Genomic DNA, 22,559 nt, shown 5'->3' with positions numbered 1-22,559 from the left:
TCCGAACCGCAGTTTTCACGGACTTTGTCCGCGAAAAGTGGCTCGGGTGGGGAGGTGGAGCGGGTCGAAGGCGGATGCGCGGGGCGGCCAGGGCGGCGCTACGAGACGTCGCGGCGCCAAGAGGTGAAGAAGCCGATGACCGTGGCGACGGCGGCGTAGGCGGCGAGCACGAGCCCGCCCTGCCACCACTCGAGGCCGGCGCCGCCCCCGGACATGGCGGCGTAGACGCTCGCACCCACCAGGGAGTCGCTGGCCGCGCCCGGCAGGAACTGGGCCACCTGCGCCGACCAGTCGGTGAACCCCGCAGCCACCCTCAGCAGCGGCTCGACGAACTGGGTGAAGGCGAGCACGATGACGATGGCGGCGACCTGGCTGGGCACGAGGGCTCCGAGCCCCACCCCGAGCGCCGACCACAGCGCCATGGCGAGGATGCTGCGCCCCACGAACGCCCAGATCTCGGGTGTCGACAGCAGCGGGTCGACGCCGAACGCGGCGAGCAGACCCGCACCGACGCCCATCGACGCGATCAGTGCCAATACCCCGAACACGGCGCCGGCGAGCAGCAGCGCGATGACCTTGCCCGCCAGCACGAACCCGCGCCGCGGCACCGCGAGGAACGTCGGGGTGAGTGACTGGAACCGGAACTCGCTCGTCACCGCGAGCGCTCCGAACAGCACGGGGAACACGTAGCCCACCGAGGTCGCGAAGCTGTACACCAGCGAGGGCAGCTGGGCCGAGGGGATGGCGGGCCCGTTCGCCTGCGACCCCAGGCCGCCGAGGATGACGGCCATCCCGCCCGCGCACAGCGCGACGTAGCCCACCATGATGAGCGAGAGCACCCACCACAGGCGGGTGCTGGTGATCTTCGTGATCTCGGAGCGCACAGCGGAGAGGAGGTTCACAGCGCACCCTCCTCGCCCACGAGCGCGAGGAACGACTCCTCGAGACCGGTGCGCTTCTGCGACAACCCGGTGAGCGGTATTCCCGCGTCGAAGGCGAGCCGGCCGATCACCCCCGCCTCGGCGTTCTCGACGAGAACTCCCGAGCGCAGCTTCGACACCTCGTAGCCGGCGGCACGGATGATCTCGGCGAGCCGGTCGCGGTCGTCGGCGTTCACCTGCACCTGTTTCGAGTCGGAGGTGTCGAGGCTCGACAGCTCGCCGCGGTGCACGAGCGCTCCGTGCGAGATGATGACGACCTCGTCGACGGTCTGCTGCACTTCGCTCAGCAGGTGCGAGCTGATGAGCACGGTGCGCCCCTCGGCGGCCATGCCGCGCAGCAACAGGCGGATCCACTTGATGCCCTCCGGGTCGAGCCCGTTGATGGGCTCGTCGAGCACCAGCACTCCCGGGTCGCCGAGCAGTGCGAATGCGAGCCCGAGCCGCTGGCGCATGCCGAGCGAGTACCCGCCCACCCGCCGGTTGCCGTAGCCGGAGAGGCCCACCTTCTCGAGTGCCGCATCCGGAGCCGTCTTCGGGAGGCCCGCCGCCTGCGCGTAGACCGCGAGGTGGTTGCGGGCGGATCGGCCCGGGTGGAAGCTCGCCGCCTCGAGCGAGGCCCCGACGGTCGCGAGCGGGGAGTGCAGCTCGGCGTAGCGCGAGCCGCCGAACGTGGCAGCGCCGGAAGTCGGGCGCACGAGGCCGAGGAGCATGCGGAGGGTGGTCGTCTTGCCCGCTCCGTTCGGCCCGAGGAACCCCGTGACCTGCCCGGGTTCGACGGTGAGGGTGAGGTCGGAGACGGCGTTCACGGTGCCGAACGACTTCGTCAGATGTGCGAACTCGATGGGTACGCCGGTGGGCATCGATGGTTTCCTGTCGGTGTCCGGGGAAAGAACGCGCGGCGACGCCGCCATTCCAGCCTAGGGTGGCGGTCGGGCGTTGTCACAGCATTCCCACGAAGCTGGCACAATCGCACGGAACGAAAGGATGCTCCCGATGGCCGATCCGAGCGCCGAGGAGCTCGAAGACGCCGGTCTGGTCGAGCACATCAGACGCCGCACCCTGCGCGGATCGGTGGGGCTCGTCGTCGACAGCGCCTTCTTCCTGTTCGGAACGCTGGCGACGGCCTGGCTCGCCTTCCTGGTCGCCACCGAGTCGTTCGCCAGGGGCTGGCAGCAGCTGTGGTTCCTCGTCGTGTTCTGGCTCGTCGTGGCGTACCTGCTGCTGCCCCGGGTGCACAGCATCCTCACTCTGTTCTACGTTCCCGACTACTTCATCGGCCGCGCGAAGACCCGCGAGGGCTTGCTCGGCGACCCCGTGAACGTCGCCCTGCGGGGCACCGAGCAGCAGGTGCACGAGGCCATGGTGCGGGCTGGCTGGCACCAGGCCGACGACATGGGCCTCACCTCGGCGCTGCGCACGGTGCGGGCGACCCTGCTGCGGCGCAGCTACCCGGGTGCGCCGGTCTCGCGCCTGTTCCTGTTCGGCCAGCTGCAGGACTTCACCTACCAGCAGGAGGTGGAGGGCAATCCGGCCAAACGTCACCACGTGCGGTTCTGGCGCTGCCCCCCTGGGTGGCTGCTGCCCGGCGGGCACGAGGCCGACTGGATGGCCGCCGGCACCTACGACCGCAGCATCGGCCTGTCGTTCTTCACGCTGCAGATCACCCACCGCATCGACAAGGACACCGACCGCGAGCGCGACCACATCGTGAGCACCCTGGTGGAAGGGAATCCGGATGCGTCGGTGCAGCTGATCAAGAACTTCTCGACCGGCTACCACCACGTCAACGGCGGGGGTGACGCCATCGTCACCGACGGCGATCTGCCCGTCATCGACCTGCGCGAGGTGGCGGTGGGCGAGGATGCCGGAGGTGGCGGCACCGCAACCGCCGGCGCCTCCGAACGACCGGTCGCACCCACCCCGGCCGCCGTGTTCACGGAATCGCCGATCGCGAGCACTCGGCGACCCGCAGCGATCTATCTGGGTGTGCTGCTGATGGTGGCGCGCATCCTGTCGGCCCTCGGCGCCGTGGTGGTGGTCGCCTTCTCGCTCGGCGACGGTGAGATCGACTTCAGAACGCTGACCGGTGCGCTGACGCCCGCCGATGCGCGCTACCTGGCCTCGGTGGTGGCCGCGGTCTTCGTCACCGTCGCGCTGCTCGTCATTGCGCTGTACACGGTGCTGGCGTTCCTGATCTATCACGGGCACAACTGGGCCCGGTTCACGGGGATGGGCATCAGTGCCGCCGCCGTGGTGGTGACGGCGATCGACTTCGTGAAGGGTGGGCCGCAGATCACCCTGCAGACGAACCTGGTGGGGTTGTCGTTCGACGTGCTCGTGCTGCTCGCCCTGTCGGGAACGGAGGCCAGGCGGTTCTCGCACCGGCGGGCCGTGGAGCGGCGCCAGGCGCGCGCGGAGCGACGGCTCGACGGGGGGCGCTGACGCGTCTCAGGGGCCTAGGTGAGCACCGGGGTGTCGGCCGGCAGCACGCCGCCGGCGTAGAGCGAGCGCGCCGACTGCCGCAGGGCGGCCAGCGCGACCCGTTGCGGCCACGGGCCGTAGGAGATGCGGGCGATGCCGAGCTCCTGGTAGCGCTCGGGGGAGAGCGCGCCCGGTACGCCGATGACGCTCACCTTGAGGTGCCCGATGCCGTCGACCAGCCGCTCGGCGATCGCCTCGTCGACGAGCCCGGGCACGAACACGCACGCCGCACCCGCGTCGAGGTAGGCGCGACCGCGTTCGATGGCGTCGTCGATCGCCTCGTCGAGCGGGCGGTCGCCGCGCCGCAGCAGCGCGTCGGTGCGCGCGTTCAGCACGAACCGCACGCCCTCGGCCTCGGCGGCCTTCATCACCTCGGCGACGTTCTCGACGGACTCGATGTGGGGGCGCATCCGGTCTTCGATGTTGGCGCCGACCACGCCCACGCCGATGGCGCGCCTGACCGTCTCGCCCGTGTCGCCGTAGCCGCCCTCGAGGTCGGCCGAGACCGGCAACGAGGTCGAGAGCGCGATGCGCCCGACCGCTTCGATCATGAGATCGACCGGGATCTTCTCGCCGTCCTCGAAGCCGTAGGCGGCCGCGATGCCGTGGCTGGCCGTGGCGAGGGCCTTGGTCTCAGGCAGGTCGGCGATGACGGTGGCGCTGGCGACGTCCCAGACGTTCACCACGGTGAGGATCTCGGGAGCGTGATGCAGCGCGAGCAGAGCGTCGGCACGATCGTGGATGAGCTCGTGGCTCGGGTGGGCGAGCTGCGGGTCGTAGGAGTCGCGCGGAGCGCTCGAGCGGTGTGGGTCGGCGGCTGCGCTATGGGGGGAGGGAGAGCTCATGGGGCGAGCCTATTCCTGCGCTGCGTGCTCCCGGCAGCTCATGTCGTGGGCCGCGCTGCAGGCCTCGCACACCACGAGCCGTGAGCGGCAGGCGGGGTCGGAGCAGTTCTGCAGCCGCGCCGTGGGGGTGCCGCATCCGGCGCAGTGCGAGATCACCTCGACCTGGGGTGAGAAGGCGATCGACTCGCGGCCGTCGAAGACGGCGAGCGAACCGTGCCAGAGCCCCCCGTCGCCGTAGGCCTCGCCGTAGCGCACGATGCCGCCGTCGAGCTGGAAGACCCGCTCGAAACCCCGCGCGACCATGAGCGACGAGAGCACCTCGCATCGTATGCCGCCGGTGCAATACGTCACGACCGGGGATGACTTGAGGTGGTCGTACCGGCCGCTGTCGAGTTCGGCGACGAAGTCGCGGGTGGAGGCGACCTCGGGCACGACGGCGTTCTCGAACCGCCCGATCTCGGCCTCGAACGGGTTCCGGCCGTCGAAGAACACGACCTCCTCGCCGGCAGCGCGGCGCTCGTCGACGAGTTCGTGCACCTGCCCGGGCGTCAGCCGCACGCCGCCCCCCACCACCCCGTGCTCGTCGACCCGCAGCTCGTCCGGAGCACCGAAGCTCACGATCTCGTCGCGCACCTTCACGCTGAGACGCGGGAAGTCGGTGATCGCTCGGTAGGGGGTGTGCGGGCTCGCCGGGGCGTCTTCGAGCGCCGTGCCCTCGCTCCACTTCGCGTCGAGCTCGCGGAACGGGGCGAACTCGCGGGTCTTGCGGAGGTAGCGCTTCACCGCGTCGAGCTCGCCGCCCACGGTGCCGTTGATGCCGTGCGCGGAGATGAGGATGCGCCCACGCAGCCCGAGAGACTCGCCGAGGTCGCGCTGCCAGAGCCGTACCGCCTCCGGGTCGGCCACCGGTGCGAAGACGTAGTACAGGAGGATCTTCGGGATGGGCACCCGGCGATCCTAGTCGCCGGACTTCCAGCACGGGCCGCCCCGACCGGCTCGCGATTGTCGGAAACCTCAGTTGCTTTCGCGCATCCGCACCCCGAACCCTACGATCGGGCCGTGCACTTCCTGCTGCGAACCCTGCTCCAGTCCCTGCGCTCCCGCTTCAGGTCGCGGCTCGGCGTCTGGGAGGTCTCGAGCACGCCGTTCCGTGTGATCCCGACCGACCTCGACGTGCTGCGCCATATGAACAACGGCGTCTACCTGTCGCTACTCGACATCGCCCGCCTCGATCTCATGCAGCGCAGCGGCACCTGGTCGAAGCTCAGCGAGAGGGGCTGGTACCCGGTCGTCGTGGCCGAGACCATCAGCTTCCGGCGCTCGCTGCAGCTGTGGCAGCGATTCGAGGTGGAGAGCAGGGTGCTCGGCTTCGACGACCGGTCGGTGCTGATGGAGCAGCGGTTCGTCGTGCGCGGGGAGATCTATGCCCGTGCCTTCATCCGTGCCCGCTTCCTCAAGCGGTCAGGCGGCATCGTGCCGGTCGACGATCTGAAGGCCATCGTCGGGCCCGCCCCTGCGGGCGACCGCTTCCCCGAGTGGGCGGCGTCGTGGGCCGAGGCGACGAAGCTGCCGTCGACGAAGGCGCCGGCGGCGAGCGTCTGGGAGTAGGGCGGGCCCCAGCGTGCCGCGCGGAGCCCTTCAGGCGCCGTCGATGCCGTCTTCGAGCACGGCCATGGCGGCGCTGTAGCCGCCGAGGCCCGACACGGCGCCGCCTCGGCGCGACCCCGATCCGCAGAGCAGGATGCGCGGATGCCCGGTCGCCACGCCCCACCGCTCCGCCGCAGTGGTGAGGGGCGCGTCGTCGTCGACGAACGGCCAGCTGAGCGAGCCGTGGAAGATGTTGCCACCCGGCATGCCGAGAGCCGCCTCGAGGTCGGCCGTCGTCTTCACCTCGATGCAGGGCTCACCGTGGGCGTCGCGCAGGAGCAGCGGCTCGATCGGCTCGGCCAGCACGCTGTCGAGCGAGCTCAGCACCGCGGCGCCGAGCTCACGCGCATTCGTCACCCCGTCGGCGAGGAGCCGGTGCGGGGTGTGCAGGGCGAACACCGTGAGGGTCTGCGCACCCGCCTGCTGCAGCTCGGGCGACAGGATGCTCGGGTCGGTCAGCGAATGGCAGTAGATCTCGGCGGGCACCACGCGGGGCACGGCGCCCCCCTCCGCCTCGGCATGGGCGGCCTCGAGCTGGCTCAGCAGTTCGTTGATGTGGAAGGTGCCGCCGAAGGCCGCCTCGGGCGATACCTGGGCGTCGCGGAGGCGAGGAAGTCGGGAGAGGAGGAGGTTGACCTTCACCTGGGCGCCCTCGGGGGCGGGGGTGCCGGCTGCGGGGGTACCGGGTGTGGGGTCGCCGGGCGCGGGGACGCCGGGCGCGGGGTCGATCCCGAGCAGACGGTCGAGCAGCGCAGGCGCGACGTTCGCGAGCACCCGGCCGGCCTGCACCCGCCGAGTGGCGCCCGTCGACGCGTCAAGGTAGTCGACGGCTCCCTCCGGCGAGACGCTCACCACCTCGGCTCCGGTGCGCAGCTCGGCTCCGGCGGCGCGGGCCGCCCGCTCGAGCTCGCCCGTCACGGCGCCCATGCCGCCGACGGGGACGTCCCAGTCGCCGGTGCCGCCGCCGACGACGTGGTAGAGGAAGCACACGTTCTGGGCGAGGGTGGCCTCGTGAACCGAGGCGAAGGTGCCGATGAGCGCGTCGGTGGCGACGACGCCCCGCACCAGGTCTGAGGCGAACCTGCGCTCGATCTCGACGCCCACAGGCTCTTCGACGAAAGCGCGCCAGAGTTCATCATCGCCGAGGAGGGCGCGCAGCTCGCTGCGGGTGGGAAGCGGTTCGGTGAGGGTGGGCCAGACGGCCGCGGCGAGCCGGGCGAGATCGGCGCCGAAGCGCTCGAAGGCGTCGGCGTCGGCGGCCGCGCCCACCGATGCGAACGAGTCGCGGGTGGCGACCGGGTCGTCGTTGTCGATGAGGAGGCCGCGGTCGGTTCCGGGCTCCGGCGTGTAGGAGGAGTAGCGGCGACGTCGCAGCGTGACGTCGAGGCGGAGGTCGTCGACGATCTTCTGCGGGAGGAGGCTGACCAGGTAGGAGTAGCGGGAGAGGCGGGCATCCATTCCCTCGAAGGCATACGAGGAGACCGCCGCGCCGCCGAGGTGGTCGTCCCGCTCGAGCACGCAGACAGTCTGCCCGGCGGCGGCGAGATAGGCGGCGGCGACGAGGCCGTTGTGTCCTCCACCGACAACCACGACATCGAAGTTCTCCACAGCCTGCATGCCCTGAGCCTAATGGCGGGGCCACGACCTATCCTCGAAGAATGGCCGAGCCGCACACCCCCCAGCAGCCCCACGCCGACGTCGATCCGTCGCCCGGTGAGCCGGCTCATGGTGAGCCGGCACCCTCGGAGACGGTCGACGAGGTCGTGCCGGCCGAATCGCTCGGGCCGCTCGGGCTGGGGGAGAAGGCGGTGGCCCTGGCTCGGCACTGGCTCGATGCGAGCCGCGATGCTCCCGTCGACCCCGGGGCCGCGCGGCTCGCCGGAGTGCTGAAAGACCCCGACGGGCTCGATTTCACCCTCGGCTTCGTCGACGGGGTCGCCCGCCCGGAAGACGTCTTCGTCGCCGGAAAGCATCTTTCGGCGCTCGCCAAGCGCACTCCGCAGTTCCTCCCGCCTCATCTCCGCGCGGCCGTCACGGCCGGCGGCATGCTCGGCGAGGTCGTTCCGGGAGTCGTCGTGCCGATCGCCCGCAAGGTGCTGCGCGAGATGGTCGGCCACCTCGTCGTCGACGCCCGGCCCTCGAAGATCGGTGCCGCAGTGCAGGTGCTGCGCGCCAGGGAGAACGGCGGTGCCACCGCGGTGCGCCTCAACGTCAACCTGCTCGGCGAAGCCGTGCTGGGCGACTCCGAGGCCTCGAAGCGGCTCGAGGGCACGAAGGCCCTCATCCAGCGCCCCGACATCGACTACGTCTCGGTGAAGGTGTCCTCGGTGGCCGCCGGGGTCTCGATGTGGGCCTTCGACGCCACCGTCGAGCGCGTCGCGCAGAGCCTCATCCCCCTCTACCGGCTCGCGTCGAAGAAGGGCCTCGTCGGTTCGGAGTCGGGCGAGGGGCGCACGTTCATCAACCTCGACATGGAGGAGTACCGCGACCTCGATCTCACCATCGCCGTCTTCCAGCGTGTGCTCGACGAGCCCGACTTCCTCGACGTCGAGGCGGGAATCGTGCTGCAGGCCTACCTCCCCGATGCGCTGCCCGCGTTCCAGCGTCTGCATCACTGGGCCGCCGAGCGGCGTGCACGCGGCGGGGCCCCCGTGAAGGTGCGGGTCGTGAAGGGGGCGAACCTGGCGATGGAGCGCGTCGACGCGGTGCTCCACGACTGGCCGTCGGCCACCTTCGACCAGAAGCAGGAGACCGACACCAACTACAAGCGGGTGCTGGAATGGGCGCTGCGCCCCGAGAACGTCGACGCGGTCACCATCGGGGTGGCCGGCCACAACCTCTTCGACATCGCCTGGGCCTGGCTCCTCGCCGAGGAACGTGGGGTGACGGCATCCGTCGACATCGAGATGCTGCTCGGCATGGCGACGGCGCAGGCCGAAGAGGTGCGCAAGACGGTCGGCGGCCTGCTCCTCTACACCCCGGTCGTCGCTCCGGAGGAGTTCGACGTCGCAATCGGCTACCTTGTTCGTCGACTCGAGGAGAATGCCGACGAAGCCAACTTCATGTCGTCGGTCTTCGATCTGGCCACCGACACCGCGGCCTTCGAGCGGGAACGCGACCGCTTCCTCCGAGCGCTCGAAGCGCTCGACCCCGAGGCGGCGCCGCCCACGCCGCGGCGCACCCAGAACAGGCACGACGCCCAGCTCGAGCCGTCGCGCGAGGGGTTCCACAACACTCCCGACACCGACCCGTCGCTGCCGGCGAACCGGGCGTGGGGGTCGCGCATCCTGGGCAGGGTGGCCGGGTCGAATCTCGGCACCGACACCATCGCCGATGCGATGATCGCCGACGACGTGGCGCTCGAGGGGGTTATCAGGGCCGCGGTGGCCGCGGGCGAGAAGTGGGGCGCCCGCAGCGCAGAAGACCGGGCGGGCTTCGTGAGGCGGGCCGGTTACGCCCTGGAGGCCAACCGCGACAGGCTCATCGAGGTGATGGCGAGCGAGACCGGCAAGACCATCGACCAGGCCGACCCCGAGGTGAGCGAGGCCGTCGACTTCGCCGCCTATTACGCCCGCACCGCCCTCGAACTCGATCAGGTCGACGGGGCGGTCTTCGAACCTGTCGCTCTCACCGTCGTGGCACCGCCGTGGAACTTCCCGGTGGCCATCCCGGCAGGCTCGGTGCTGGCGGCGCTCGCCGCGGGCAGCGCCGTCGTCATCAAACCCGCTCCGCAGGCGAGACGGAGCGCCGCGGTGCTGGTGGAGGCGCTCTGGGAGTCGGGCATCCCCCACGAGGTGCTCTCCCTGGTCGACGTCGACGAAGGCGAGCTCGGGCGTCAGCTCATGTCAGACCCCCGCGTGGGCAGGCTCATCCTCACCGGGTCGTACGAGACGGCAGAGCTGTTCCGCGGGTGGCGGCACGATCTCCCGCTGCTGGCCGAGACCAGTGGCAAGAACGCGATCGTCGTCACCCCGAGCGCCGACCTCGATCTCGCGGTCGCCGACATCGTGAGGAGCGCCTTCGGCCACGCCGGCCAGAAGTGCTCGGCCGCGAGCCTCGTCATCCTCGTCGGCTCGACCGGGCGCTCCAAGCGCTTCGCGCGTCAGCTCGTCGACGCCGTGTCGTCGCTACGGGTGGGCTACCCGTCCGATCCCTCCGCTCAGATGGGCCCCCTGGTCGAACCCGCATCGGGCAAGCTCGCCGACGCGCTCACCACGCTCGGCCCGGGCGAGAAGTGGCTCGTCGCCCCGCAGAAGCTCGACGACACGGGGCGCCTGTGGTCGCCGGGCGTGAAAGACGGGGTGCTGCCCGGCACGCCCTTCCACCTCACGGAGTACTTCGGGCCCGTGCTCGGCATCATGCGCGCCGCCACCCTCGAGAAGGCGATCGAGCTGCAGAACGCCGTGCCCTTCGGGCTCACGGCGGGCATCCACTCGCTCGACCCCGCCGAGGTCGACACCTGGATGCACGCGGTGCAAGCCGGCAACCTCTACGTCAACCGCGGCATCACGGGGGCCATCGTGCGCCGCCAGCCGTTCGGCGGGTGGAAGCGATCGTCGGTGGGGGCAGGGGCCAAGGCGGGCGGCCCGAACTACCTCGTGCAGCTCGGCACGTGGCGCAACGATCCCGGGGCGCCGAGCGAGGGGCTCAACCTCGCGGGGCTCGACGAGCGGGTGGTCAGGCTCCTGGAGTCGTCGACAGCGGGGCTTGACTGGAGCGAGTTCGACGTAGCCCGTCGCGGTGCCCGCAGCGATCAGGAGGCGCTCGCAGCGCACTTCACGGCCCGCGACGTGTCGGGCCTCGGGGTCGAGGCGAACGTCTTGCGCTACCACCCGGTTCCGGTGGCAATCAGGCTCTCCGAAGGGCGCCCGCTGCACGAGCTCGTGCGCGTGCTGGCCGCTGCGACACTCGCCCGCTCGGCCGTCACCGTGAGCTCGGCGGCGAAACTGCCGAAGCCGCTGCGCCTGCACCTCAAGGAGCGGGGCATCCGGGTCGTCATCGAGAACGACGCCACCTGGCTGGCGCGAGCGGGCGACTACCTCGCCCAAGGCGACGTGCCGCGCGTCCGGCTCATCGGAGGCGACCCCGCGGCGCTCGCCGACGCCCTCGAGGGGTCGTGCGAGATCGCGGTGTACCCCGGCGAGGTCACGCGGGCGGGCCGCATCGAGCTGCTGCCCTTCCTCGTCGAACAGGCGGTCAGCGTCACCAACCACCGCTTCGGCAACCCCTCCTCGATGGCGCACGACGTGCTCGCGGGAGTGGAGGGCCTCTGAGGAGCCCGAGCTGGTCGCAGAAAGTGCTCACTCCCGCGCCTGTGTGCACCTTTTGCGCGACCAGCACTTGGCATCCTGTACCAAGGGCGCAGTGGCGACCTTTCAGTCGCGCGGGGCGTCGAGCGCCGCGGTCACCACGCTGAGGGCATCAGCCCGCGAGATGCCGAGTGCGGCGGCGCGGGCCGCATAGCCGCGGGCGGCCTGCTCCAGCTCGCGCCGGGCCGGGTCGTCGCTGAACGAGACGAACGACCCCGATCGTCCGCGGGTCTCGATGAGCTTGTCGGCCTCGAGCTCCTTGTAGGTGCGGGCGACCGTGTTCGCCGCGAGGCCGAGTTCGGAGGCGAGAGCCCGCACGGTGGGCAGGCGGGCGCCCGCGCTCAGTGTCCCCTCGGCGATCGCGTCGCGGATCTCCACCCGCAGCTGCTCGAACGGCGCCACGCCGCTCCGGGCGTCGATCTCCACGACGAAGCCGAGACCGCCGCCGACGCCGCCCCGCGCATCCGCACCGCCACCCGCAGCAGCACCGCCACCACCTGCGGCACCCCCACCTCTCCCCGCCATCAGCGACGGATGAGGTTCGACAGCACGATCGCGCTGCGTGTGTGGTCGACGTTCGGGGCGATGCGCACTCGCTCGAGAGCATCCTCGAGGCCCGGGATGTCGCGCGACCTGATGTGCACGATGGCGTCGGCGCTTCCGGTGACGGTTCCCGCGTCCACCACCTCCGGCACTCCCGAGAGGATGCGCTTCAGCTCGGCAGGCGCCACCGTGCCCCGGCAGAACAGTTCGACGTAGGCCTCGGTGACCGTGCCGTCGAGAGCGGGGTTGACCTGGATCGTGAACCCGGTGATCACGTTGTCGGCGACCAGCCTGTCGATGCGGCGCTTCACCGCCGAAGCCGAGAGCCCGATCACCTGGCCGATGTCGCCGTAGCCGCTGCGGGAATTGATCTTCAGCAGGTCGATGATGCGGTGATCCAAAGCGTCCATCTTCGGATTCTCGCAGCTTTCGTGCACCGATCCGCGGAGGACCCGACTCATACCAGCTTGTATTCAGCGCTGTGTAGACTTGAGGTGGAGGGCAGGTGATGATGGCGGTTTCATCTGAAGCAGGGAGTCGCGTCGACGACGCGTACGAGTGGTTGCTCGCCGAGATCACCGGTTTCCGGCTCAGGTCGGGGTCGCCGCTGTCGGAGAACCGACTGGCGAGCCAGCTCGGCATCTCCCGCACCCCGGTGCGCGAAGCGCTGCAGCGCCTCGAGAAGGAGGGGCTCGTCAAGCGCACCGACAATGCGCGATTCACGGTGTCGCAGCTCACCGCCACAGAGGTGAACGACGCCTGCGACCTGCTCGAACTCCTCGACACCTACATCTGCCGCAAGGCCTCCTCGACCCTCACCGACTCCGAGGCCAGGAAGCTCAAGGGCTACGTCGACGACATGTACGCGGCGGCCGCGAACGACGACCGTGCCGCCTGGGCGCTCGCCGACCAGCTCTTCCACCGCTACGCGAACGCGCTCTCGGGCAACGTGCTGGTCGCCGAGACCGTGCGCGAGACCCGCCGTCGCATCCAGCGGTTCTGGCTGCGCGCGGCATCGATGCAGAGCCGGCTGCGCTCCTGCGCCGAGGAGTACGACGAGCTGTACCAGGCGATGGTCGCGGGCGATGCCGCCGCCATCGAACCCGCCGTGAAGAAGCACATCGGGCACATGCGCGAGCGCATGCTCGAGATGATCGCCGCTGCCGCCATACTGCTCGGCGACGACTGACCCGCCCCTAGACAGGCTCCGTCACGAAGTCGATCAGCTGCTCCACCCGACCCAGCAGCACCGGTTCGAGATCGGTGTAGCTGTTGGCCCGCGACAGGATGCGCTTCCAGGCCCTGGCGATGTCGGCCTGGTCGGCGTGCGGCCAGCCGAAGGCCTCGCAGATGCCGTGCTTCCACTCCATCGTGCGCGGCACGGTGGGCCACGCCCTGATGCCGAGCGCCTTCGGCGTCACCGACTGCCAGATGTCGACGAACGGATGCCCCACCACGAGCACGTGGGCCCCGTACGGCCCGCGCGCCACGGCCTCGGCGATGCGGCTCTCCTTCGAGCCGGCGACGAGGTGGTCGACGAGCACGCCGATGCGCCGCTCGCGGCTCGGCGCGAACTCGCGCACGACCGCGTCGAGGTCGTCGACACCTTCGAGGTACTCGACGACGACGCCCTCGCCGCGCAGGTCGTCGCCCCAGATCTTCTCAACCAGCTCGGCGTCGTGCCGGCCCTCCACGTAGATGCGGCTCGCACGGGCGACCCGCGCCGGCTGCTCGGGCCCCGCGATCGACCCCGACGCCGTGCGCACGAGCTTGCCGGCCGCTGCCGCCTTCGCCGCGGCGGACTTCGGTGCCACGAGCTTCACCGGGGTGCCCTCGAACAGGTAACCCGCGCCGAGCGGGAAGGTACGGCGCTTGCCTCTCCGGTCTTCGAGCTCCACCAGGCGCCCGTCGACGCTCACGACGCTGCCGCAGAAGTCGCTCGCCACCTCCTCGACGACGAGGTCGAACTCGGCCTCCACCTCGGGAAGAGCGACGGGGGCCGGGCGGCGCTTGTAGTCGGCGAGCACATCCGCTCCGTAGCGGTCTGCGCCGAAACGAGCGGAGGGGTCTGAAGGCACCGATCAAGGCTAAGCCACCGTGCGGTCGATGGCCCGGCACCGCCGGGCCGCGCCACGAAATACACTGGGGCTGCCTTGTCTGCGCATCACGGAGGATACGGATGACCACCACCCTGCTGGCCATCGGCGAGTCGCTCGTCGACGTCGTCGAGCATCCCGATGACCGCGGCACAGCGGAGCACCCCGGTGGCTCCCCGCTCAACATCGCTTTCGGCGCCGCCCGTCTCGGCCTGCCCTCGACGCTCCTCACCGAGATCGGATCGGACGCGCGGGGTCGCGCCATCGTCGACCACCTCGCCACGGCGGGGGTGACCCTCGACCCGAGTTCACTGCGCGACGAGCCGACCTCCTCGGCCACCGCCGTGCTGCAGGCCGACGGGTCGGCCCGTTACGTGTTCGACCTGCGCTGGTCGCTGCCGGAGGGCGCTGCACTCCCGCCCGCCTCGATCGTGCACACCGGGTCGATCGCGGCGTTCCTCGAACCAGGGGGCTCGCAGATCGCCGAGCGGCTGCGAGTCGCGACCGCAGCGGCGACCTCGGCCGAACCCCCGGTCATCACCTTCGATCCGAACATGCGCCCGTCGATCATCACCGACCACGCTGCCGCGCTCGCCCGCTTCGGTGAGATCGCCGGGCTCGCAACTCTGGTGAAGCTCTCCGACGAAGACGCCGCGTGGCTGTACCCCGACGCCTCGTCTCTCGACGACGCGATCGACAGCATCCTCGCCCTCGGCCCCGCACTCGTGGTCGTCACCCGGGGTGGCGAGGGGGCGGTGCTCGCCACCGCCGCCGAACGCGTCGCCGTGCCGGGCCGACCGGTCGCTGTGGTCGACACGATCGGTGCCGGCGACTCGTTCATGAGCGCGCTCATCGTGCAGCTGGCCCGGATGCTCGACGCCGGCACCTCGCCGGGCCGCCTCCGCGACGGCTCGGCCTTCGACGCCGCGGCGCTCGTCGAACTCGGTGACTTCGCCGCCCGCTGCGCCGCCATCACGGTCTCGCGCGCCGGCGCCAACCCGCCCACCACCGCCGACCTGGCCTGAGGCGAGGGTGGGCGCAGCCGACGTCGCCCTCGGCGAACCACCACGCTCATGTCGTGCGGTTGAGCGCCCGCGCCATGATCGCCGACTTCAGCGCCTCCACCGCCTCCACCGGCGCCGAAGGGTTCGACAGAAGCGTGAAGTCGACCTCCCCGAGATCGGGCAGTGAGAAGCGGTTGCTCACCTTCACCAGGTCGTCGGGAATGAGCGTGTGCGGGTGCGGGGCGATGCCGATACCCGCACGCACCGCGGCCAGCAGCCCGTTCACCTCGCGGGTGTTGCAGGTGATGCGCCAGGTGCGCCCGGCGGCCTCCAGCGCCTCGATGGCGAGCGTGCGACTGATCGACGGCGCCTGGTAGGCGATGAGCGGCACCGGCTCGCCGGGCTCGAGCAAGGTGCGCTCCTCCGCCATCCACACGAGCGTGTCGCGGCGCACGATGGTGCCGGTCTCGGGAATGGCGCCGTCGTGCGCATCCGGGATCTGCTTGATGAAGATGAGATCGAGGTGCCCCGATTTCAGCCGCCGGTACAGCGGCACGCTCTGATTCACCGTGAGTTCGAGGTTAATCTGCGGGTGCAGCTGCCGGAAATGACGCAGGATGCGCGGGAGCTGCGTGGCCGCCAGGTCGTCGGCGGCGCCGAAGCGGAGCTTGCCGCGCATCGCCGAACCGGTGAAGTAGCTCGACGCCGCGGCGTTCGCGGCCAGGATGGTGCGCGCGAAACCAGCCATCGCGTCTCCGTTGTCGGTGAGCACCAGGTCGCGGGTGTCGCGACTGATGAGGATGCGCCCGGCTGCCGCCTCGAGCTTGCGCACCTGCTGACTCACGGTGGGCTGGCTGAGGCCGAGCTGCTCGGCGGCGCGGGTGAAGCTGTGCGTCTCGGCGACGGCGAGGAAGGTCGCGAGGAGCGTGGGGTCGAACATCCGCCTGCCTGACTATTCGATAATCCAATGGCACTTATAGCGACGATTACGTCACTCAATGCCCCGGAAAAGGTTAACGTCGAAGAAGAACTTCGACAACAGGACTTTTCATACGTGACCGCCATAGCCGCTCCCTCGCCCGCCACCGAACCCATCACCGTCCTCAGTGCCCCGCCACCCTGGAAGCACACGCTCCTCTCGCTCGGCGTCCGCAACTACCGCATCTTCGCCGGCACCTCGCTCGTCGCCCTCACCGCCCTGTGGATGCAGCGCATCGCCCAGGACTGGCTCGTGCTGCAGCTCTCGGGCAGCGTCGTCGCCGTCGGCATCACGACGGCCCTGCAGTTCGCGCCGATGCTCGTGCTCGGCCTCGTGGGCGGCCTGATCGTCGACCGCTACCCGAAGCGCACGCTGCTCATCATCACGCAGAGCGCCTCAGTGCTCACGAGCGGCGTGCTCGCGGTGCTCGCGCTCACCGGCACGATCGAGGTGTGGCACGTCTACCTGGTGGCGGTGGTGCTCGGGCTCATCACTGTCGTCGACAACCCGGCACGCCAGGTGTTCACGAACGAGCTCGTGGGGCCGAGCCTGCTGCGCAACGCGATCAGCCTGAACTCCTCCACCTTCCAGCTCGGCGCCCTCGTCGGGCCGGCCCTGAGCGGTGCACTGCTGGTCGCCGTCGGCGCGGGCTGGGCCTTCGGCATCAACGCCATCGCCTGTGCCCTCGTGGTCGTCGCACTCACCCGCCTGAACACGGCGGAGCTGCACCGCGCACCGCGGGCGGCGAGGGCGAAGGGGCAACTGCGCGAGGGCATCCGCTACGCCGTGCGCAAGCCCGCCATCCTGTGGACCCTCGTGCTCCTCGCTGTGCTCGCCGTCTTCGCGCAGAACCTCCCCGTGCTTCTCGCCGCCTACGCCGACACCGTGTTCGGCACGGGCGCCGGCGGATACGGCGTGTTCAACTCGCTGGTGGCGGTGGGTGCGCTCACCGGGGCGCTGCTGTCGACCCGGCGTCGCTCGGTGAGCCTCCGCACCGTCGTCGTCGCCACGGCCGCCTACGGAGCATTGCAGGCCATCGCCGGGCTGCTGCCCGGGCAGCTCGCGTTCTCGGCGTCGCTCGTGCTGGTGGGGTTCAGTTGGCTGCTGTTCATCACCGCCGCCAACACCCTGGTGCAGATGTCGACCAACATGGGGGTGCGCGGGCGCGTGATGGCGCTCTACATGCTGGTGCTGCTCGGCGGCCAGGCCATCGGAGGACCGCTGATGGGCGCCTTCGTCGAGCATGCGGGTGCGCAGCTCGGCATGGTGGTGTCGGGCGGGGTGCCCGTGCTGGTGGCCGGAGTCGTCGCCGCGGTGCTGTGGCGCAGGGGGCTGCTCCGCGCACCGTGAGCGGTCGCGTCGCCGCACGAACATCCTCCGATCTGCGGATGCGCGCGAGGCTCCGGATGCGGCAGAGTTAGAGCATGTCAGCCTACGACGATCCCGCCTCCGCCTCGATCCGCCTCAGCAACGCCGATCGCGACGCGGCGGTCGCCGCGCTCTCCGCAGCACAGGCCGATGGTCGCATCACCCCCGACGAGTACGGCGAGCGTTCGGCGGCGGCGCAGCGCGCGGTCACCCGGGGCGACCTCGCCCCGCTGTTCACCGACCTGCCGGAGTCGGCCCATCCGTCGACGGGAGCCGGCACGGCAGCACCCTCGGGGCCCCCGGCCTTCGCCCCCAGCGCCGCTCCCGCCGCCGGCTACGGCCAGGGTGGCTACGGCCAGGGAGGCTACGGCGGCGACCCGCAATCCGGCTACGCCGACGCTGCGCGTCGTCGGCAGCCGCTCGGCGGCACCGCCGGGGTGGTAGCGGTGAGCGTCATGCCCTTCATCGCCCTCGGCCTGTTCTTCGTCTGCGGCTACCTCATCCCCGACGGGTTCCGCTGGTCGTGGGTGTTCTTCGCCCTCATCCCCATCGCGGGCATCGTCGTCTACGGCGGCGGTGGCCGCCGCGGCTACTACGACCGCGACTAGCCCCAGCCTCCAGCGCTCGCTTCAGCCCCGGGCCGTCTGCGCGCCCGCGGCTCAGTCTTCGACGCCCGCGCGCACCAGGATGGGCAGGTGATCGCTCTCGCCCTGCGGGAGGGTGTCGATCGACTCGATGCGGGTGTGGGCGCTCGTGACGAAGTCGAAGTGCCCCTTGAAGTACTTGTAGCGGGCGTAGGTGGGCTTGTCGCTGAACGAGAGCAGGTAACCCGACTCCTCCATGCGCTCGCTGAGGTTGTTGCGGAACCACGGGTAGTTGTAGTCGCCGACCATCACCGTCGGCAGCCCGGGCCCCATGATGCGCAGAGCGCTGTGAGCCGCGGCGATCTGCTTGCGCCGCAGCGAGTTCGAGGCGGTGAGCGGCGCGGCGTGGAACGACCCCACCAGGATCTCCTTGCCGATCTCCTTGTCGAAGAGCTTCGCGGCGAGCAGGCGCTCGTGCGCAGGTGCCATCACACGGTCGTGCATCGACTTGCGCAGAGCGAAGACGCGGGTGGCGTGCAGCTCGAAGCGCGAGGTGCGGTAGTAGATGGCGAGGCCCAGGCGGTTCGTCTTCGTGGAGTCGGCGAGCTCCAGGTGCTTGATTTGCTGAGGCATGTCGCCGGTGTCGCACTCCTGGAGGCAGAGCACGTCGATGTCGTAGAGGGAACTCAGGTCGGCGAGCTCGCCGCTCGCGTGATGCTTGCGCAGGTTGTAGCTGACGATGTTCAGTTCTCGTCGCATGGTCGTCGGGACTCGTACCTTCTGTCGCGGGGCTGTGGGACGGTGTCGCAGAGCTCGTGTGTGGCTTCGCCATTGTGACATGACTCCGGCGCGTGCATCCTGAATCGTCCACCTGCGTTCACCCGGTGTTCGATGCCCGTGCTGGGGAGAACCGTCCCGCTCTTCGCCTGTGGATAACTCTGTGGGCAGGGCGCGGACATCCCCCGGATCCGTGTGCACAAGCTGTGCACTCGGCTGTGGAGAACATGGGGAGAAGGAATCACACCTGTGTGGTTCGGCGATCGCGCTGGGTCGCGATCGCCGTTCCGGCGGCGGTGCACACCAGCACGATGGCGATCACCTCGAGCACTGTGAAGCTCTCGTTCAGGATGAGCCAGCCGAACACCGCTGCCACCACCGGCCCGAACGCCGTGATGATGGCATAGAGCCGGGGGGTGATGCGTCGCAGGATGAACGTGTCGAGGCTGTAGGGGATCGCCGACGAGAGCAGACCCACCCCCACGAGGAGGGCAACGACCCGAAGGTCGACGACGGCCGTGTCGAAGGTGGCGACGGCGAACGGGAGCAGCAGTGCGAGGCTCACGATACCCGCGACGCTCAAGCCCTCGAGGCCGGGCAGTCGCGTGGCGACGCTCCTCGTGAGCACGATGTAGGCCGCCCACGCGGCTGCGGCGGTGAGGGCGAGTGCGACACCCAGCACGTCGACGTCGCCGCCCGGCCCGGTGAGAAGCACGACGCCTGCCCCGGCGGCGACGGCGCAGAGAACGTCGAGCAGGCGACGGCTCGCGACGAGGGCGAGGGTGAGCGGGCCGAGGAACTCGATGGTCGCGGCGATCCCCAGCCCCAGCAGGTGCACCGACTGGTAGAAGGCGAGGTTCATCACCGCGAGCGTGAACCCGAGGGCCACCGCCGGCCAGAGCCTCCGCCAGCGGAGCCCGGCGAGGGTGGGGCGGTAGAACGGGAGCACGACGGCGGCCATCACCACCTGCCGGGCGGCGACCACCACGAACGAGCCGACGATCGGGATGACGAGGCCGGCCAGCGCGGAACCGAGGTTGATCGTCACCTCGGTTCCGAGCTGCGTGGCCGCCCCGACGGTGCGGCGGCGGGCCGCGGTGGGGTCGTGCATCCGTTCGTTCGTCACCCCACGACACTACGGGTCGGGCGGTCGCCCGGCCTGCGGCCCGCGGGCCGCGCTCAGCGGGAGGCCTGCTCGAGCACCACGTCGCCCGCGCTGGTCTCGAAGCTGTAGACGCGCGAGGCGCCGGGAGTGCTGCGGAGACCCTGCGCGACCGAGCCCACGGCGGTGTCGGTGCGGATCTCGTACTCCCCGTCGGGCAGCGCCACTCGCACGTCTCCGGCCGCGGCTTCGACGTGCATCGACGAAGGGAGCGAGACGAAGCCGAGCGTCATGGTGCCCGCGGAGGTCTCGCTCGTGACGGGCCCGGTGACGTCGAGGTCGGTGCCGGTGATGGAACCGGCCGAGCTGCTGAGGTCGAGCGAGTCGGCGGAGCCGCTCAGGGTGACCGCACCGGCCGAACTGTCGACCCGCACGGCGGCGAAGTCGCCCGCCAGGTCGACCTCTCCGGCCGAGGTGCCGACCTCGAGCGCGACGGGCTCGAGCGACCCGGGGAGCACGACCTCGAGCCGCGGATGCGCGTTCAAGCCGATGACGCCTCCGAAGGGCCACCAGCCGCGCGACCTCACCGACACCTCGAGACGCTCGGCGTTCACGCGGTGCTCGAAGCGCAGCGGACTGCCGTCGGAGTCGAAATCGACGAGAGCGGTGTCGCGGGAGTCGTCGTAGCGCACCGACACGGTGACGGCGCTGGTGTCGACGACCACGGTGTCGAACGGGTCGGCGACGGTGAATGCGCCCGACTCGTCGTCTCCGGTGGAGGCCTGCGCGAACTGCACGACGCCGAGCACCAGCACCGCGGCGACGAGCGCCGAGCCGACCGCGAGGAGCGCGGTGCGGAGAGTGCGGTCGGGGCGGCCCTGCGGTGCGTTCACCGGCTGGGCCGCGACGGGGGGAGGAGTGGTGGGGACGGTCATGGTGTCCAACTTCCGGTAGGGCGATCAGTCAGGGTGCGGGTCAGGACGGGTTCGTGCCCGGCCCGCCGAGGTACTTCAGCACGGCGAGCACGCGCCGGTTGTCGCTGTCTTCGGGAGCGAGACCGAACTTCGTGAAGACGGCGGAGACGAACTTCTCGACGGAGCCCTCGGTCACGTGCATCCGCTCGGCGATGGAGCTGTTCGAACGCCCCTCCGCCATGAGCTGCAGGGCCTCGCGCTCGCGCGCGGTGAGCGCATCGAGCTCGCGGGCATGACGGGAACGGATGACGATCTGCGCCACCACCTCGGGGTCGAGCACGGTGCCTCCCGATCCCACGTCGGCGACGGCCGCGAGGAACTCCTCGACGTCGGCGACGCGGTCTTTGAGCAGGTAGCCGAGCCGGCCGGTGTTTCCGGCGATGAGCTCGGCGGCGTAACGCTCCTCCACGTACTGCGAGAGCACCAGCACCGCGAGTTCGGGCAGCTGCGCCCGCAGCAGGACGGCGGCTCGGATGCCCTCGTCGGTGAAGGTGGGAGGCATGCGCACGTCCACCACCACGAGCTCGGGCGACGCGGTGTGCGCCTCGCGCAGCAGGCCCTCCGCGGTGTCGACGGCACCCACCACCTCGTGCCCGGCGTCGGCGAGCAGGCGCTCGAGCCCGGCGCGCAGCAGCACGGAGTCTTCGGCGATCAGAATGCGCACGGTGCCTCCACGGTCAGAATGGTCGGCCCGCCAGCCGGCGAGTCGAGGGTGAGGGTGCCGCCTGCCGCTCGCACGCGGTCGGCGAGACCGGTGAGGCCCACACCGCCGCCGCGGCCGAGGGCGGCGCCGCCCACACCGTTGTCGAAGACGACGGCGCGCACGCCGGTGGGCGACTGGGTGACGCTCACCGAGCATCCGGATGCGCGCGAGTGCTTGCTCACGTTCGTGAGGGCCTCCGAGACGGCGAAGTAGAGCATGGCCTCGGTCTCCTTGGAGGGACGGGTGGGGAGGTCGACCCGCACACTCGTGGGCACGGAGCAGTGGGAGGCGACGGCCGAGAGGGCGGCGTCGAGGCCCCGGTCGGTGAGCACGGCGGGGTGGATGCCGCGGGCCAGGTGGCGGAGGTCGGTGATCGACTCCTTGGTCTCCTGGTGGGCCTCGTCGAGGAGCGCCTTCGCGCCGGCCGGATCGGACTCGAACTTCGAGCGGGCGAGCCCGAGGGTCATCGCCACCGACACCAGGCGCGGCTGCACGCCGTCGTGGAGGTCGCGTTCGATGCGCTGGCGTTCGGCCGCCGCGGCATCGACGGCGCCCTGGCGGGCGTCTTGCAGCACGTCGACCCGCTCTTCGAGGGCGGTGGTGCGGCTCGTGCCGAGGAGGGCCGCGGCAAGGCGGCGGTCGAGGAGTCCGGCGCCGACGACGTAGGCGACGACGACGGCGAGGGCGGCGAGTGCGATGAGGGCGGCGGCACCGGGGCCCTCGAACCCGCGAACCAGCTCGCCGCGGGAGACCAGGGCGGCGAGGTCGACGCCCTGGGTGAGCAGGAACCAGAACACGGAACCGAGCACCATCGTGGTGAAGTGGTGCAGCAGCCCCTTCCACGTCGCCGCCGAGAAGGTGTCGAGGAAGATCTGAGCGATCCAGCCGCCGAAGCCGCGCGCCGTGGTGCGGCGGCGCGGTGGGGGCGTGACGGTGATGCCGTACATCGCCTCTGCTCGTCGCCGCTCGACGAAGCGCAGGGCGCGCCCGACCGCCGCGGTCACCCACAGCACCGCGACGCCGATGCCGAGCGCCGGGATCGCCGAGATGCCCGTCGCCAGCAGCGACACCATCACGGTGAACCACACGGTGCCGAGGATGCCGTCGAGCGCCAGGTCGACCGTCGCCGCCCAGAGGAACGTCAGTTTCTGTCTCACGCCTCCACCGTAGAGCGCGCCCCCTCGCCCCCACGATGAGGCGAACCGC

At 70.6% G+C, this 22,559-nt stretch carries 21 protein-coding genes; 7 read left to right on the top strand and 14 right to left on the bottom strand.

Annotated elements, in window-relative coordinates; translation table 11 throughout:
- Window positions 1-98: 98 nt before the first annotated feature.
- A complete protein-coding gene (locus ABFY20_RS19385) occupies window positions 99-902 on the bottom strand; it encodes an ABC transporter permease (protein ID WP_368497844.1) in 804 nt (267 codons plus the stop codon).
- Complete coding sequence (locus ABFY20_RS19380) at window positions 899-1,801, bottom strand: ATP-binding cassette domain-containing protein (protein ID WP_368497843.1); 903 nt, start codon at window positions 1,799-1,801, stop codon at window positions 899-901. The genes ABFY20_RS19385 and ABFY20_RS19380 overlap by 4 nt, the downstream gene beginning before the upstream one ends.
- A gap of 133 nt (window positions 1,802-1,934) precedes the next feature.
- On the opposite strand from ABFY20_RS19380, the gene ABFY20_RS19375 reads away from it, so the two are divergent.
- A complete protein-coding gene (locus ABFY20_RS19375) occupies window positions 1,935-3,383 on the top strand; it encodes an LssY C-terminal domain-containing protein (protein ID WP_368497842.1) in 1,449 nt (482 codons plus the stop codon).
- 14 nt (window positions 3,384-3,397) lie between these two features.
- Here the strand turns inward: ABFY20_RS19375 and ABFY20_RS19370 are convergent, their stop codons facing one another.
- Together ABFY20_RS19370 and ABFY20_RS19365 are read right to left on the bottom strand one after the other, a co-directional pair.
- The gene (locus ABFY20_RS19370) at window positions 3,398-4,267 is read right to left on the bottom strand and encodes an isocitrate lyase/phosphoenolpyruvate mutase family protein (RefSeq protein WP_368497841.1); all 870 of its coding nucleotides are present in this window, start codon (window positions 4,265-4,267) and stop codon (window positions 3,398-3,400) included.
- 9 nt (window positions 4,268-4,276) lie between these two features.
- Complete coding sequence (locus ABFY20_RS19365; RefSeq protein ID WP_368497840.1) at window positions 4,277-5,215, bottom strand: rhodanese-related sulfurtransferase; 939 nt, start codon at window positions 5,213-5,215, stop codon at window positions 4,277-4,279.
- A gap of 111 nt (window positions 5,216-5,326) precedes the next feature.
- Here ABFY20_RS19365 and ABFY20_RS19360 point away from each other — a divergent pair, with 111 nt between their 5' ends.
- Window positions 5,327-5,875: an acyl-CoA thioesterase gene (locus ABFY20_RS19360; RefSeq protein WP_368497839.1), complete on the top strand. Its 549-nt coding sequence runs from the start codon at window positions 5,327-5,329 to the stop codon at window positions 5,873-5,875.
- Between the two features lie 30 nt (window positions 5,876-5,905).
- Here the strand turns inward: ABFY20_RS19360 and ABFY20_RS19355 are convergent, their stop codons facing one another.
- Window positions 5,906-7,531: a phytoene desaturase family protein gene (locus ABFY20_RS19355; RefSeq protein WP_368497838.1), complete on the bottom strand. Its 1,626-nt coding sequence runs from the start codon at window positions 7,529-7,531 to the stop codon at window positions 5,906-5,908.
- Between the two features lie 41 nt (window positions 7,532-7,572).
- Between ABFY20_RS19355 and ABFY20_RS19350 the strand changes: the two genes are divergently transcribed.
- Window positions 7,573-11,187: a bifunctional proline dehydrogenase/L-glutamate gamma-semialdehyde dehydrogenase gene (locus tag ABFY20_RS19350; protein ID WP_368497837.1), complete on the top strand. Its 3,615-nt coding sequence runs from the start codon at window positions 7,573-7,575 to the stop codon at window positions 11,185-11,187.
- Window positions 11,188-11,289: 102 nt separating this feature from the next.
- Here the strand turns inward: ABFY20_RS19350 and ABFY20_RS19345 are convergent, their stop codons facing one another.
- Both ABFY20_RS19345 and ABFY20_RS19340 read right to left on the bottom strand, forming a co-directional pair.
- Complete coding sequence (locus ABFY20_RS19345) at window positions 11,290-11,748, bottom strand: GntR family transcriptional regulator (RefSeq protein ID WP_368497836.1); 459 nt, start codon at window positions 11,746-11,748, stop codon at window positions 11,290-11,292.
- Window positions 11,748-12,176, bottom strand: a complete 429-nt coding sequence (locus ABFY20_RS19340; RefSeq protein ID WP_368497835.1) for an Lrp/AsnC family transcriptional regulator — start codon at window positions 12,174-12,176, stop codon at window positions 11,748-11,750. Before ABFY20_RS19340 ends, ABFY20_RS19345 begins: the two co-directional genes overlap by 1 nt.
- A 101-nt stretch (window positions 12,177-12,277) precedes the next feature.
- On the opposite strand from ABFY20_RS19340, the gene ABFY20_RS19335 reads away from it, so the two are divergent.
- Window positions 12,278-12,955: a GntR family transcriptional regulator gene (locus ABFY20_RS19335; protein ID WP_368497834.1), complete on the top strand. Its 678-nt coding sequence runs from the start codon at window positions 12,278-12,280 to the stop codon at window positions 12,953-12,955.
- Window positions 12,956-12,962: 7 nt separating this feature from the next.
- Here the strand turns inward: ABFY20_RS19335 and ABFY20_RS19330 are convergent, their stop codons facing one another.
- Window positions 12,963-13,844 carry a DUF3097 domain-containing protein gene (locus tag ABFY20_RS19330; RefSeq protein WP_368497833.1) on the bottom strand — a complete coding sequence of 294 codons (882 nt, stop codon included), beginning with the start codon at window positions 13,842-13,844 and terminating at the stop codon, window positions 12,963-12,965.
- A 101-nt stretch (window positions 13,845-13,945) separates the two neighbouring features.
- Here ABFY20_RS19330 and ABFY20_RS19325 point away from each other — a divergent pair, with 101 nt between their 5' ends.
- Window positions 13,946-14,887, top strand: a complete 942-nt coding sequence (locus ABFY20_RS19325; RefSeq protein WP_368497832.1) for a carbohydrate kinase — start codon at window positions 13,946-13,948, stop codon at window positions 14,885-14,887.
- Between the two features lie 46 nt (window positions 14,888-14,933).
- Here ABFY20_RS19325 and ABFY20_RS19320 read toward each other — a convergent pair whose 3' ends face one another.
- On the bottom strand, window positions 14,934-15,806 hold the full coding sequence (locus tag ABFY20_RS19320) for a LysR substrate-binding domain-containing protein (RefSeq protein ID WP_368497831.1): 873 nt from the start codon (window positions 15,804-15,806) through the stop codon (window positions 14,934-14,936).
- Between the two features lie 114 nt (window positions 15,807-15,920).
- On the opposite strand from ABFY20_RS19320, the gene ABFY20_RS19315 reads away from it, so the two are divergent.
- Entirely contained in the window at window positions 15,921-17,195 is a 1,275-nt protein-coding gene (locus ABFY20_RS19315) for an MFS transporter (protein ID WP_368497830.1), read from the top strand.
- Window positions 17,196-17,269: 74 nt separating this feature from the next.
- Complete coding sequence (locus tag ABFY20_RS19310) at window positions 17,270-17,821, top strand: DUF1707 domain-containing protein (protein ID WP_368497829.1); 552 nt, start codon at window positions 17,270-17,272, stop codon at window positions 17,819-17,821.
- 51 nt (window positions 17,822-17,872) lie between these two features.
- Here ABFY20_RS19310 and ABFY20_RS19305 read toward each other — a convergent pair whose 3' ends face one another.
- From ABFY20_RS19305 to ABFY20_RS19285, 5 genes are all read right to left on the bottom strand, one after another.
- Window positions 17,873-18,556, bottom strand: coding sequence for an endonuclease/exonuclease/phosphatase family protein (locus ABFY20_RS19305; RefSeq protein WP_368497828.1), 684 nt, complete (start codon window positions 18,554-18,556; stop codon window positions 17,873-17,875).
- A gap of 259 nt (window positions 18,557-18,815) precedes the next feature.
- Window positions 18,816-19,700, bottom strand: a complete 885-nt coding sequence (locus tag ABFY20_RS19300) for a DMT family transporter (protein ID WP_368497827.1) — start codon at window positions 19,698-19,700, stop codon at window positions 18,816-18,818.
- A 53-nt stretch (window positions 19,701-19,753) separates the two neighbouring features.
- Window positions 19,754-20,611, bottom strand: a complete 858-nt coding sequence (locus ABFY20_RS19295) for a DUF4097 family beta strand repeat-containing protein (protein ID WP_368497826.1) — start codon at window positions 20,609-20,611, stop codon at window positions 19,754-19,756.
- 40 nt (window positions 20,612-20,651) lie between these two features.
- The gene (locus tag ABFY20_RS19290; protein ID WP_368497825.1) at window positions 20,652-21,314 is read right to left on the bottom strand and encodes a response regulator; all 663 of its coding nucleotides are present in this window, start codon (window positions 21,312-21,314) and stop codon (window positions 20,652-20,654) included.
- Entirely contained in the window at window positions 21,302-22,510 is a 1,209-nt protein-coding gene (locus tag ABFY20_RS19285) for a histidine kinase (RefSeq protein ID WP_368497824.1), read from the bottom strand. Before ABFY20_RS19285 ends, ABFY20_RS19290 begins: the two co-directional genes overlap by 13 nt.
- Window positions 22,511-22,559 lie beyond the last annotated feature (49 nt).

Source organism: Herbiconiux sp. A18JL235 (assembly GCF_040939305.1).
GTDB lineage: Bacteria > Actinomycetota > Actinomycetes > Actinomycetales > Microbacteriaceae > Herbiconiux.
The sequence above is the reverse complement of the archived record's forward strand: the minus strand, read 5'-3'. Positions and strand labels throughout refer to the sequence as shown.